The sequence below is a fragment of the Candidatus Microthrix subdominans genome (assembly GCA_016719385.1).
Taxonomy (GTDB): Bacteria; Actinomycetota; Acidimicrobiia; order Acidimicrobiales; family Microtrichaceae; genus Microthrix; species Microthrix subdominans.
Window position 1 is genome coordinate 785675 of sequence record JADJZA010000001.1, and the last position, 13226, is coordinate 798900.

Genomic DNA, 13226 nt, shown 5'->3' on the forward strand with positions numbered 1-13226 from the left:
GACCAGTCAAGTGCTTCGCCGGCTGGGGGGCCGAACCCGCAGACGCCTCTGCTTCCTGGTAGCCACATGAGTGGGCACGACATCGACTTCGGCCACCCTCGCACCTTCGGCAACGCCTCGCCGGATGTGGGGCACCAGGTCGAACCTGACGTGAATCGCTTCGACACCTGGGGCGTCGCCCACACCCGAGGAACGCTCCGGGGACACTTGGTGGCGCTGGCGTGGTTCATGCTCGTGGCGGCGATGTTTCTGGCACCGCTGTTCGGTGGCAAATCGTTCTCCGTGGTCGGGTCCCGTCAGAGCGACGTCTACCCGTGGACCGCCCAGATTGGCCCACCGCAGGTGCCGGCCCAGTTCGACTCGGCCGACCTGTCCTATCAGTGGCAGCTGCTGTTGCAGGACGCCATCGACGAGGGCACGCTGCCGTTCTGGTCACCCGACGTCTTCGACGGCGGGGCGCCGCTGTACTCCAACGGGACCAGCGGGCAGCTCTACCCGCCGAGGCTGGTGGCGGCGCTGGCACCGGAGCGCTGGTCCCACGACCTGTACGTCGCTTTCCACCTGATCGTCGGCGGCATGGTCACCTACCTGTTGTGTCGCGAGTTCAAGCGGTCGGCGCTGGCCGGGGTGATCGCCGGTACCGCCTGGATGCTGGGCAGCTTCAACCTGGGCTGGGCCCACCTCGAGGTGGTGACGTCGATGATGATCGCCCTGCCGCTTGGCCCGCTGCTCGTGCACCGCATGTGGCGCAGGCGGACCTTGGGGTCGGTCGTGGCAACCGCAGCCGGTTTCGCACTGCTGACGATCTCGGGCCACCTGCTGTGGCAGGTGCTCATCTGGATGATCCCGGCGCTGTACGCCGCTGCGCTGGGGATCACTTCGGCACTGCAGGCCTGGCGCTCCGGCGACCGCAGCACGGCGTGGGGCCACCTGTGGCGGCCGCCGCTGGCCTTCGGTCTGGGGGGCGCCCTCGCCGCCGTCGTGCTGGTGCCGACGTGGATCAACCTCTCCCAGACGCCGCGCGAGGCGTTCGCTGTCGATCTGTTGGGCGTGTTCGAGACCCCGGCGGCCACGTTTACCACCGACTTCCTACGGGGCCCGTCCTTCGAGACGATGACCACCGAGGTGATGAACTACCGGCTGGCCTTCGTCGGCACGCTGGTCGCCGTGCTGGCCGTCATCGGGTTCTTCAGCCGCCGCCAAGGCAGCGGGCTGGCCCGCACGATCATGTTGGTCACCGCCGGGGTGGCCACGGTGGGCCCTCTGAGACGGCTGGCCTACGAGGTCGTCCCCGGCATGAACGTGTTCTACCCGTACGGTCGCCTGGCCGGCTGGTTCGCCCTCGGCGCGGTGTTGGCCGCAGCGATCGGCTTCGACGCGATGGTCGGGTGGTTCGGTGGCACCAACCTCGGCGACCGCCTGGTTGGTTGGCCGGTCGTGCCGATCGCCGGGGTGCTGATCACCGTGCTGACCGTCGCCCAGCTGGTGCCGCTTGGCCGCAACCTCAACCCGCCGTTCCAGACCCGCGACGACGCCGACTGGTTTCCCGATACCCCGCTGATCGAGGCGGCCCGCGCGCTGCAGAGCGACAACCCCCGCGGCGGACGCCTGGCCCCGATCGTGTTGGATCGCGTGGGAATCGCCGAGGGTGGGCCGTTGGTGTTTCCGGCCAACCACGCAGCTGCGCTCGGGCTCGATTCGACGTCTGGATACGACTCGACCCTCCCCCTCGAAGCCGCCCAGACGCTGCGCTACCTCGGCGGTCGCTCGGCGATACAGGTGCTGGCCGACCCGCTGGTCGGTGCGTTCGCGCCCAACCTGGAGCTGAGCTTCACCCGCTACGACGCGTTTCGCTCCCAGGGGATCTCAGCGGTGGTGACCGTGCCAGAGATCGACCCGAACGACCCGGCCCTCGCACCACTGCGCCCCTTCGAGGTGGCCTATTCGGGGCCCGACGGCAACCTGCTCCGGCTCGGCGACATCGAGGGTGCCAAGCCGGTGGGGCTGGTGTCGGTGCATGGCCGGGTGGAGGTGGTCCCTGGTGACGTCGATGTGCTCGAAGCCTTGGCAAGCTCGTCCGCTGCGGACGGCCCAATTTTGACCAGCAAGGCTGCCGTTGAGGATTCGGACCTCAGCGCCGATGACGTCGTAGCGTGGAATCGCACCGGCTCGGCAGGGGGCGCCACGTCAGCGAAGATCGCCGATCGTGGAATCAACAGCCTGAGGGTTGAGGTGCAGACGTCGGGGCCGACATGGTTGCTGGTCGGGGTCAACGAAGCTCCCGGTTGGGGCGCCACCGTCGATGGCGAACCTGTCCGCATCCTGCGGGCAAATCATTCCCATATGGCTGTGCCGGTGAGCAGGTCCGGCACGGTGGAGCTGCGCTTCCGTCCGCCGGGCCTGATCGCCGGCGCAGCCATCAGCGTGCTGGCGCTGATCGTCTGCGCCGGCCTGGTGCTCATCGGGCGGAGCAGCGGCCGGAGACAACCGACAGATCGGCCTGCGGAGCGGCTGTGAGCGGCGTGGACGTCCGCCGGTCACCGCCGGGTCAACCCTCGAACCGTCCCAATCCCACGCTCTCAGGAGTAGTGGTCGGGCACGTAGGTCTGGGTGTCGATCGGCGGCCGGACGTAGGTGTCGGGCTGGCGGGGTGGCAGCTCCAGGCGCTTGGAGGTGAGGTCCTCATAGGGGATCGAGCTCAACAGGTGTCGGATGCAGTTGAGTCGGGCCTTGCGCTTGTCGTCGGCGTCCACCACCCACCACGGGCACTCCTTGGTGTCGGTCGTGGCGAACATCCGGTCCTTCGCCTTGGAGTAGTCCACCCACCGGGCACGTGACTCCAGGTCCATCGGGCTCAGCTTCCAGCGCTTCTCGATGTTGTCGATGCGCTTCTGGAAACGCCGCTCCTGCTCGTCGTCGGACACCGAGAACCAGTACTTCAACAGGATCATGCCGGAGCGAACCAGCATGCGTTCGAAGTCGGGGCACGAGCGCAGAAACTCCTCGTACTGAGCGTCGGTGCAAAACCCCATCACGCGTTCGACCCCGGCCCGGTTGTACCAGCTGCGGTCGAACAGCATCACCTCGCTGGCCGACGGAAGTTCGGAGACGTAGCGCTGGAAGTACCACTGCGACTGTTCGCGTTCGGTCGGTTTGTCGAGGGCGACCACTTGGACAATGCGGGGGTTGGTGCGCTCCACGATGCGCTTGATGGCGCCGCCCTTGCCGGCAGCGTCGCGTCCTTCGAAGAGGACGCACACCCGCAGACCCTTCTCGTACACCCACTCCTGCAGCTTCACCAGCTCGCGTTGGAGGGCATCCAGCTCGTCCTCGTAGTCGGATTTGGACATGCGATTCTTGGGCATATGGCTCCCGGTGGGATCGTAGGCGGGCTCAGGCCCGGAACTTGCCTCGACGGAGGCGGTCGGCCTCCATCAGCTCCACCTCATGGGCGCCCGAGAGCACCACCTTGGGGTCGGGCACGAAGTCGAGATCGGGGTTGCGGCCCTCGTAGTCCACAGCGTTGAGGATCACCTTCATGGCATTGAGGCGTGCCTTGTGCTTGTTCTCCGAGCGGATCACCGTCCACGGTGTGTGGCTGGTGTGGCTACGCCGCAGCATTTCGTACTTGTGGGTGGTGAAGTCATCCCAGTGCTCCTGGGCCTGAAGGTCGATCTCCGACAGCTTCCATTGCCGCAGCGGATCGTCGCGGCGCCGTTCGAAGCGGCGCTGTTGTTCCTTCTTGGTCACCGAGAAGTACAGCTTCACCAGCGCTGTGCCCTGGCGCACCAGGTCTTTTTCGAAGCCCCCGACGCCGCGCAGGAAGTCGTCGTATTCCTTCTGGGTGCAAAACCCGAACACAGGCTCCACCATGGCCCGGTTGTACCAACTGCGATCGAAGAGCACCATCTCGCCGCCATGGGGGAATTGGGCGACGTAGCGCTGCACGTACCACTGGGTGCGCTGCTCGTCGGTGGGCTTGCCCAACGCCACCACGCGGTAGTGCTTCTCGTTCATGTAGCGGGTGACCCGGCGGATGGTGCCGCCCTTGCCGGCAGCGTCGCGTCCCTCGAACAGCACGATCATGCGCTTGTCGGTGTGCTCCAGGTGACTTTGCAGCTTCAGCAACTCCACCTGGTAGGGCTTGAGGTCCTCCTCGCGCCGGTCTCGCTTGACCAGCTTCCGGTGCTCCCGATTTTTGCGCTTGGTCTCCTTGCGCAGCCGGTCCACCTCGGTCACGCCGGCATCCTGGGAGGCATCGCCGGGCTCGGTATCGCTCAGAGGCTTCGCCGTGTCATCGGTCGGCTGACCCGCCGAAGCTTTGGCCGTCTTCGACGTCCTGGCCGTCTTCGCCCTCTTGGCGGCCGTGGCCGCCTTTGCGGGCTTGGCGGTGGTCGTGGTGTCGTCGTTCACGTGGTCCCCTGTCGCGTTGGCCGGCACCGGGCGGTGGCTGCGGTCAGTGCACGACCGCCGAACACTACTTCCTCGGTTGCCGTCGTGGTGCGTGCACCGTTGGTGCCGTGGCATCGATCCACCACGGACCCGCAACTGAAGGGGAGTTCCGCTCGACCGGTAGGTTGGATTTCCGATGAATTGGCGAGGTGGTGGGCTCTCTCTGGCGGCGGCGGCGGTGGCGGTGCTCAGCTGTGGGCTGGCTGGCTGCGCCAACCCCAATGAGGGCGATTCGGTGGCCGTCATCGGCGACTCGATCACCGACTTGGACCAGACCGACCTGCACGAGCAGCTGGGAGACGAGTACCAACTGGTGATCTCCGGCAACTTCGGGTCCACCATCGAAGCGGTCCAACAGGAGGCCAAGTTTGTTGGGGCACGCGACTTCGATCAGGTGATCTTCAACATCGGCACCAACGACGTGATCGAGAACCTGGACGTCGACACTTCGGTCGCCGCGCTGAGGGAGGAGATCGGCTACTACGACTCCGCCCGGTGCGTGTTTCTCGTCAACATCAACGAACACATGATCAACCGTCGCACCGGAGAAGTGACCACCGATGCCGCGGTGCGGTTCAACGCCGCTTTTGACCAGCTGACAGACGAGAACCCGCGGATCTCGGTCATCGACTGGAGGGATGCGACCTCGTCGACGCTCAACAACGATGACCCGCCGGTCAGCAGGCTGACCCAGGATTCGGTCCATCCCACCACCGAGGGCAACCGCAAGCTCAACGACCTGTACGCCGCGGCGCTCGAAGGCTGCTGACCGACGGCTCAGGGCACCCGGTAGTTGGCATCGCCCTCCGGGGCTCGTCGGCGTGGCCTGCGTCGCCGGATCGTCAACCGGTGGGTCACCTGGCGGCGTCGCCGAGATGACCTTCGGTTCGCAACCACGCCTCGGTGCGGGCCATCCCCTCGGACAGGCTCACCTGCGGCTCCCAGCCCAGCAGCTGGTGGGCCTTTGCGTTGGAGACGGGGCGCGACTTGTTGAGCATCTCCATGACGCCCCGGCCCAACTCGGTGGGTTTGTGGGCCAGCTGGTAGCTGCGCCGCGCCGCCTCGGCGATGGCGACGGCGGTGCGGGTGGAATAGCTGCGGGGCGGGCCCTCCAGCCCGAGCATGCGGTAGAAGTGGCCGAAGTACTCCGCAGTGGTGACCGGCTGCTCACCGCCCAGGTGAATGATGTGCCCGGCGGCCGCCTCGGTGGTGGCTGCGGTCAGGATGCCGTCGACCAGGTCGTCCACATAGATGGCGGTGAACAGCCCCTCACCATGGTTGGGCAGCAGAAAGTGGCCTGCCCGGATGGCAGCCAGCGGTTCCAGCACCCAAGGCCGACACCCCGGCCCGTAGACGTCGGCCGGTCGGATGATGGTGGCGGCCAACTCGCCGGCTGCATGCGCTGCCAAAACTGCATGCTCGCCGGCGATCTTGGTGTCGGTGTAGGGGTTGCCGGTCGGCATCAGCGGCCAGCGCTCGTCCAGCGGCGCTCCGGGGTTGAATCGCTGCACGGCCTCGGTCTGCGTCTGGGCAAACCGGGCGACGCCCATGGAGGACAGGTGCACCAACCGGCCGACCCCGGCGTCGGCTGAGGCCTCGATCACCCGGCGGGTGCCGACCACGTTGACCGACCACGCCAGCGCGGGGTCGACGTTGTTGGTCATCACCGCAGCGGTGTGGATCACGAGGTCGCAGCCGTGTAGCAGCCCTTGCCACGGCGCCGGATTGGTGATGTCGCCTGCCACGACGCCCCGTTCCAGTGCGGCATCGGTGTCCAGGCCGACCACGTCGGCACCCAGGCCCCGGCAGCGGTCGGCCAGCGCCCGGCCCACGAAGCCGTTGGCGCCGGTGATGAACACCTGGCGCCCGTCGAGATCGGGGAGCTCAGTCACAGCGTCCGGCTGTACTGGAACTGCTCGTAGCCGATGGCGTTGGTGTTCAGCTCGCCGTCGACCCGCACGTGGATCACCGCCGGCTTGCCCGAGGCCACTGCGGCCTCCAGCGCCGGAACGAACTCGTCCATCGCCGTGACGTAGGCGCCGTGGGCGCCCATCGCCTCGGCCATCAGGTCGTAGCGCACGTCGGGGGAGATGTCGGTGCCCTGGTAGCGGGCTTCGTCGATGCCCTTAAACCGGTGGGCCGCCCGCTCCATGCCCCAGCCGCTGTCCACCGCCACGATGGTGATCACCGGCGCGCCCGCTCGAACCGCCGTCTCCACCTCCATCGGGTTGAACCCGAAGGCTCCGTCGCCGCTGAACAGGTAGACACGTCGTTCGGGGGCGGCCAGCTGCGCACCGATGGCGAAGGGCAGGCCCGTTCCCAGGTAGCCCATCTTCACCGAGTACAGGAACGAGTCGGGTCCGAAGATGGGGTTGAGCGCCACCGCCCACAGGGTGGTGTTGCCGCCGTCGACCACGCAGATGGCGTCGCGGGCAAAGAACTCGCGGGCGGCCATCACCATCTGGCCGGGGTTCACGCCGTCGGTGCCCTCGGCCATCACGAACGGCACCGCGTTGTTGACGGTCTCGGCGTTCATGGTGGCGTACCGCTCGGCGTCGACCAGCTCGGTGCGAGGTTCGCAGCGGGCCCGCACCGCCTCGCTCAGCGCTGTCAGCGCAGCCTTGGCGTCGGCGACGACCGCCTCGTCCACCGGGCGGTTGAGGCCCATCGACATCGGGTCGCAGTCGATCTGGATCGTGTGCTGGGCGTCGGGGTCGCCCCAGGCCGGGGGCATGCCCCAGCCGTCGTACTCGCCCAGGCGGGCGCCCACCACCAGCACAACGTCGGCGTCGCTGCGCACGGCGGTGGTGGTGGCCATGTCGAAGATGTGGAAGTAGTGGGGGTGATCCTCGGGCACCACGCCGCGTGCGCCCAGGCTGGTGGACATGGCGGCGGCGAGGTGGTCGCCCAGCGCCACGAACTCGTCCGCCGCCCCCGCCCAGGCCACGCCCTTGCCCGCATAGAGAAAGGGGCGCTCGGCGTTGGCCAGCGCGTCGGCCGCCCGCTCGATGGCGGCCGGGTCGCCGGCACCCATGCTGATCACCCGGTTGCGGTCGGCCGGGGTGATGCGCATGGTCGAGATGTCGATCTCCTCGGCCAGCAGCTCGTCGGGGATGGCCAGAAACGCCGGGCCATGGCGGCCGGTGGTGGCGGCGCGAAAGGCCGCCCGGATCAGTTCGGGTACCCGGTCGGCCCGCGCGATCAGCGCCGAGTACTTGGTGATCGGCTTGGCCATGTCCACCAGGTCGGTCGCCTGCCAGGCGCCACCTCGCTCGGGCTGGGTGGTGGCGCTGCGCCGGGTGCACGCAATGGCCACCACCGGGTGTCCCTCGCCATGGGCACTGGTGAGCCCGGCCAGCATGTTGGCCCCGCCCGGCCCCGGGTTTCCGATGACGACGGTCGGCCTGTGGCTGATGCGGGCGTGGGCCTCGGCGATGTGGGTGGCCGCCTCCTCGTGGTGCGTGTTCAGGTACTCGATGCCGTAGTCGCCCAACTGGGAGACGAGCGGAATGTGCGCACCGTCGACGATGCCGCACATAAACGTCACCCCCTCGGCCTGGAGGCACTTCGCCATCAGCTCGCCCACGGTCATCATCGTTTGGTCATCGGCCATCATGAGAGGATGGACGACGCGGGGCCAAAGGGCCAGGGGCAACGGTGATTGGTGCTTTCACCGTGCACCCTTCAGCGCTTTGGCGACGATGCGGTCGGCAACCGCGGTGGACACCCGTTCGGGCAGCAGCCGGGTCATGAGGGCAGCGCGGCGTGCCTTGGTCCCGGGGATGATGGTGAACTGGTCCCTACCGAGCTTTTCGAGCATCTCCCGGCATGCCTCGTCGAGCGGCAGCGTGCCGGCGACGTCCTTCAGCGCTCGGGTAGCGGGGTGCATCGTGGTGTCGTACTGGCGCACCATCGGCGTCATGATCTCCGGCGGGCAGATCACCGACACGCCGATGCCCTCGGGCGCGTACTCCAGGCGCAGCACCCGGGCCAGGCCGATCACGCCCGCCTTGGAGGCGGCGTACCCGGCGTAGGTGTAACCGCCGGTGATGCCGGCCAGGGATGCGATCAGCCCCAGCCGGGAGCCCGTGCCCATGTGGGGAAGCACGGCTGCGGCAAAGTTGCGGCTGCCGAACAGGTTGACCGCCACGGTGCGCTCAAAGTCCTCCCGCCGCGCCTCGGCGAAGCGGTCGTTGATGCTCACCCCGGCGCTGTTGATCGCCAGCCGTGGCGGGCCGATGGCGGTCACGGCCTCGGCGACCGCCGCAGCCAGCGCGTCGGCGTCGCACACGTCCACCTCGGCGGTGTGCACCGGCCGGTCGACGTCGCTCCGAGCCGCCTCGATCTCGGCTGTGGCGTCGGCCGGGATGTTCCGGTCGAACACCGCCACCGCAGCGCCTCGCCCGGCCAGCATCCCGGCGAGGTGACGGCCGATGCCGCTGCCCCCGCCGGTGACGTGGAAGGTGTTCCAGTTGGTCGATGCGGTCATGCCCATCTGCCCTCCGACCCTGCGGATCCGTTCCGTTGTGTCTATCGCACCGCCCCCCCGAGGTTGTTCGGCAACACCCGTGAGCTTCCACCTCCCAACGTCGGTTTTTCGTGCTCCGACGGGAAAGTCGTGGGCTACGCTTTTCGACATCGACCTCCAGGTCGCGGTCGGCTCCGCTGGCGACGCGACGATGCGGATGGTGGCACATGTCCGAGGATGACGGAACCACATCAGAGCCCAGCGGTTGGGCTGCGTGGTGGTCCACGTTCGCTTCGTTCAAACCCACCCGGGTGGGGTGCCACCGGTGAAGCGCCTGCTGCCCATCTTCGAGTGGCTGCCCAGGTATCAGCGATCCGACCTGCGCTACGACGTGATCGCCGGCGTGACCGTGTCGGCCCTTGTGGTGCCAAAAGCGCTCGGCTACGCAGGGATCGCCCTCATTCCGATCCAGAACGGGCTCTACGCCGCGGCTGCGGGTGCGTTGATCTACGCGATCTTCGGAACGTCGCGCCAGATCTCCACCGGCCCCAGCTCGGCGATCGCCGCTGTTGCCGCCAGCGCAGTGGTGACGACGGGGCTGCCGGCCGACGAGGCCCCACAGCTGGTTGCGGCGGTGACCTTGATGGCGGGAGTCCTGTTCCTCGCGCTGTCGGTGCTCAAGATGGGGTGGATCTCGCGGTTCCTCTCCAAGGCGGTGATCACCGGCTTCTTGTTTGGCGCTGCGATCGAGGTGGTCGTCGGTGAGCTGCCCAAGACGACCGGTACGGAGGCGTCGGGTGAGAACAGCTGGCGCGAGTTCGCCAGTTGGTGGAACTCGCTCGACTCCTTCCATGGCACCACGCTGCTGGTCGGCGCGGTTGCTCTGGGGGCCATCCTCGCAATGCGGTTCATCTGGCCGCGGGTGCCCGGAGCGCTGGTGTTGGTGGTGGGCGGTCTCGTGGCGGCCCAGGTGTTCAACCTGGCGGATCGCGGCGTGGCGACGGTTGGTGAGGTGCCTCGCGGCGTGCCGGCGCCTGCGTTCCCCGGATTGTCGGTGTTTACAGAGAACTTTCCGACGATCACCGTCGCTGCGATTGCGTTGCTGCTGATCGGCTTCTCTCAGACCGCCGGCGACGCCCGCATGTTCGCCTCCCGGCACAAGTATCGAATCGACGTCGACCAGGAGTCGCTCGCCCAGGGCATGTCCAATGTGGGGAGCGGCCTGTTTCAAGGCATGCCGGTCTCAACGAGCCTGTCGGCAAGCTCGCTCAGCGACTCGACCGGGGCGCGCACCCAGATGAGCTCGGTCGTCACGGGTGCGATGGTGATCCTGACGCTGCTCGTGTTCGCACCGCTGTTCTCCGACCTTCCCAAGCCGGTGCTCGCGGCGATCATCATCGACGCAGTGGTGTTCGGCATGATGGACGTTGCCGAGATGCGCCGTCTCTGGCGGGTTGCGCGTGTCGATTTCTGGATCGCTATCGGCGCGATCCTGGGAGTGTTGACCAGCGGAGTGCTGGCCGGTGTCATCATCGGGATCGTGCTGTCGCTGGGGTGGCTGGTGTACGTGAACGCTCGCCCCCCGACCCCCGAGCTTGGCCGTCGTCCTGGGACCACCACGTTCCGCCCGCTCGAGCAGTACCCGGACGACGAGACCTACCCCGGGGTTCTCGTGCTTGGCTTCGATGGCGGCCTCTACTTCGCCACGACCGAGGTGCTGACCGACCGACTGCGCGACAAGGTGGTCGATGCCGACCCGCCGATCGAGGATGTCATCTTGGACTTCGAGGCCGTCAACTTCATCGACTCACAGGGTGTCGGCGAACTCGACCGCTTGGCGGGTGTCGACGGCGACCTGGGGATCACGGTCCACTTCGCCCGCATGAAGGACGACGTGCGAGCGGTACTTGCGGCGGACGGTGTGGTCGATCGCCTCGGGCCGGATCACTTCCACGTGACCGTCGACGGCGCCATGAAGGCAGTGCTCGCAGCCCGACAGACCCGCTGATCAGGGCGACGCTCTGTCAGCGCGAGCTCCCGGGTGCCCGTTCCCTTGGTACATCATCGAGCCGGGGGTGGTGAGCAGTTCGCCGGTCTCGAGCCAGGTCTTCAGGCCGGAGAGGATCATCGGCCAGCCGCCGAACAGCTGGTCGTTGGCGCCCTCTCGCAGTTGGTCGTGGGTGACGGTCAAACGGCACGAGTCGCCGACGGGTTCGATCTCCCAGGTGACCCGGCTGGTTCCCTCGGCGATCACCTCGGGCCCCCACAGCGCCCGCATCGATTGCACCAGCCTGCGGGGTGGCTCCACCTCCAGGTTCTCGCCCTCGCCGAGCAGGTCCAAGCCGTTCGGGTGGGCCATGGTGAACGAGGAGCCGGGCGTCCAGTCCGATCTCACGCCGGCCCCGAAGTTGTACTTCGCCCTGATGTTCGGGTCGGTGATCGCCTCCCACAGCCGCTCGGGCGTGGTTCGAATGTAGATCTCGAAAACCTTTTCCATGGTGTGCTCCAGTTCTTCCTTGAGGTCGACGAGGCCGGCGGTCCAGCCTTCGGTGAACTTGGACACCCAGCGGTCGTGGACCAGCCGGATGGGAACCGGGTTGAGGTAGTGCAGCTTCTCGCGGCCCCGTCGCTTGGTGACGACCAGCCCTGCCTCTTCCAGCAGACGCAGGTGCTTGGCCACCCCGATGCGGGACATGTCGAAACGCTCGACCAAGGCATTCAGCGGCTGCCCGTCGCGCCGGAACAGCTCGTCGAGCAGTTCCCGCCGTGTCGGGTCGGCCAGCGCCTTGAACACCAGTTCCATGCCTGAACAATAGGAAACCAAAAGGTTACATGTCAATGGGTTTGTCGGAGGGGACTACTGCACGCAGAACTCGTTGCCCTCGGGGTCGGCCATCGTCACGTGATGGCCCCCGGGCTCGTCGATCTCGTACAGGACCTCGCCGCCAAGCCGCTGGAGCCGCTCGACCTCGCCGTCCCTGCGGTCGTTGCCGACGTTGAGGTCGAGGTGCAGCCGGTTCTTGCCGGTCTTGGCCGTGGGGTTGCGTTGAAACAGCAGGCGCGGCCCGGCCTTGCCGGGGTCGCCGACGCCGACGAGGTCGTTCCAGTAGAGGCGTCCGCCGTCCTCGTGGATGAGGTCTCGTGTGGCCAGCCCGGCCTCGAGCACACGGTTGATCAGATCGGTGGTGTCCTCAACCTCGTAGTGCAGGGCATCGGCCCAGAAGCGGGCCTGGGCGAGAGGGTCGGTCGCATCGATGACGATCTGGATCGGAGTAGCGGCGTTGGTGCTCATGCAACCGGTGTACCGGTCGCCTCTGGGCGGGCGCAACCGATTGGTGGGCCGATGGTGGCGAAGAGCGAGATCCAGGCGCCCTGTGCGATGAGCACCGCGACCAAAAGATTGTGCAGTTTCGAATGGTTCGCGCACCGGCCTCGGTGAGTTCGTCGCGCACCGACCCAGTCTGGCGGATTGAACCACCTGCGCGAGGATCCCCCCTATCGCGTTGCTGGATGACGCGAGAGGAGGGATCCTCACTTCCCTCAGGACGTCCGTCGGCGTGCGACGACGACGCGGTCGGTGTGGTTGTGGCCGCCGTCCGGTGAGCGTGGCTGGGGGCGCTGCTCGTCCACTTCGACGTCGAACTCGCCGCCGAGCAGGGTGACCATGTCGTCGACCGACAGGTAGTCGTCCGGGTTAAACCCGTGCCCAGCGGCCGCGGCCAGCGCTGCCTCGTCGTGAACGTGGCCGATCAGCAGCAGGCGCCCGTCGGGGGCCACGGCGTCGGCGATCCCGGGGAACGACGTAAGCCCGGGGGCCCGCCTCAGCGCGGGAAGGCGAGCATGACGAGGTCGAACGCCTGCGGCGCCGGCCGATCGACGACCGAGTCGACGGCCGTGAAGGTTGGGTCCACGTCCGCCTCGTCGGCGGCGGCCCTGGCCCGGTCGATGGCGACGGCGGAGATGTCGGTGGCGGTGACGTCCCAGCCCTGCTTTGCCAGCCAGATGGCGTCGGCACCCTCCCCGCATCCGACATCGAGCGCACGTCCCGTCTGCAGGTGCGAGGCCTCGGCGAGCAGGGGCGGCGTTGGGCCGACCGCTGAACATGGCGATGTCGTGGCCGGCGTAGCGCTCGTCCCACTCGCGTCGCTCCGCCTCGCGTGTCCGGGCCAGGTTGAGGACGTTGCCGGCGGCAGAGATCAGCGGGTGGCTCGTCTGGCCCAGGTCGTTGGCCAGCACGTGGCGGCCCATGCCCGAGGGGTGATCCCCGATGTCGACCAGTGCCTCGACCATCGAGGCGTTCGGTTCG

At 67.6% G+C, this 13226-nt stretch carries 11 protein-coding genes; 3 read left to right on the top strand and 8 right to left on the bottom strand.

Annotated features, from left to right (window positions below; all coding sequences use genetic code 11):
- The first annotated feature begins 66 nt into the window (after positions 1–66).
- Positions 67–2517, top strand: coding sequence for a YfhO family protein (locus tag IPN02_03725; GenBank protein ID MBK9295984.1), 2451 nt, complete (start codon positions 67–69; stop codon positions 2515–2517).
- A gap of 62 nt (positions 2518–2579) precedes the next feature.
- Here the strand turns inward: IPN02_03725 and ppk2 (IPN02_03730) are convergent, their stop codons facing one another.
- Positions 2580–3365: a polyphosphate kinase 2 gene (ppk2, locus tag IPN02_03730; protein MBK9295985.1), complete on the bottom strand. Its 786-nt coding sequence runs from the start codon at positions 3363–3365 to the stop codon at positions 2580–2582.
- A 28-nt stretch (positions 3366–3393) separates the two neighbouring features.
- Positions 3394–4281 (bottom strand): polyphosphate kinase 2, encoded by an 888-nt coding sequence (gene ppk2 / locus IPN02_03735; protein ID MBK9295986.1) that lies wholly within the window; start codon positions 4279–4281, stop codon positions 3394–3396.
- 307 nt (positions 4282–4588) lie between these two features.
- On the opposite strand from ppk2 (IPN02_03735), the gene IPN02_03740 reads away from it, so the two are divergent.
- Positions 4589–5221: an SGNH/GDSL hydrolase family protein gene (locus IPN02_03740; GenBank protein ID MBK9295987.1), complete on the top strand. Its 633-nt coding sequence runs from the start codon at positions 4589–4591 to the stop codon at positions 5219–5221.
- 85 nt (positions 5222–5306) lie between these two features.
- Here IPN02_03740 and IPN02_03745 read toward each other — a convergent pair whose 3' ends face one another.
- From IPN02_03745 to IPN02_03755, 3 genes are read right to left on the bottom strand one after another with little or no spacing between them, the layout of a single operon-like run.
- Positions 5307–6344 (bottom strand): NAD(P)-dependent oxidoreductase, encoded by a 1038-nt coding sequence (locus IPN02_03745; GenBank protein ID MBK9295988.1) that lies wholly within the window; start codon positions 6342–6344, stop codon positions 5307–5309.
- On the bottom strand, positions 6341–8065 hold the full coding sequence (locus IPN02_03750) for a thiamine pyrophosphate-binding protein (protein ID MBK9295989.1): 1725 nt from the start codon (positions 8063–8065) through the stop codon (positions 6341–6343). The genes IPN02_03745 and IPN02_03750 overlap by 4 nt, the downstream gene beginning before the upstream one ends.
- A gap of 57 nt (positions 8066–8122) precedes the next feature.
- Positions 8123–8941 carry an SDR family NAD(P)-dependent oxidoreductase gene (locus IPN02_03755; protein MBK9295990.1) on the bottom strand — a complete coding sequence of 273 codons (819 nt, stop codon included), beginning with the start codon at positions 8939–8941 and terminating at the stop codon, positions 8123–8125.
- A gap of 295 nt (positions 8942–9236) precedes the next feature.
- Here IPN02_03755 and sulP point away from each other — a divergent pair, with 295 nt between their 5' ends.
- Positions 9237–10928, top strand: coding sequence for a sulfate permease (sulP, locus tag IPN02_03760; protein ID MBK9295991.1), 1692 nt, complete (start codon positions 9237–9239; stop codon positions 10926–10928).
- Here the strand turns inward: sulP and IPN02_03765 are convergent, their stop codons facing one another.
- From IPN02_03765 to IPN02_03775, 3 genes are all read right to left on the bottom strand, one after another.
- Positions 10929–11723 (bottom strand): metalloregulator ArsR/SmtB family transcription factor, encoded by a 795-nt coding sequence (locus tag IPN02_03765; protein ID MBK9295992.1) that lies wholly within the window; start codon positions 11721–11723, stop codon positions 10929–10931.
- 54 nt (positions 11724–11777) lie between these two features.
- Entirely contained in the window at positions 11778–12212 is a 435-nt protein-coding gene (locus IPN02_03770) for a hypothetical protein (protein MBK9295993.1), read from the bottom strand.
- A gap of 529 nt (positions 12213–12741) precedes the next feature.
- Complete coding sequence (locus tag IPN02_03775; protein MBK9295994.1) at positions 12742–13113, bottom strand: methyltransferase domain-containing protein; 372 nt, start codon at positions 13111–13113, stop codon at positions 12742–12744.
- Positions 13114–13226: the final 113 nt, after the last annotated feature.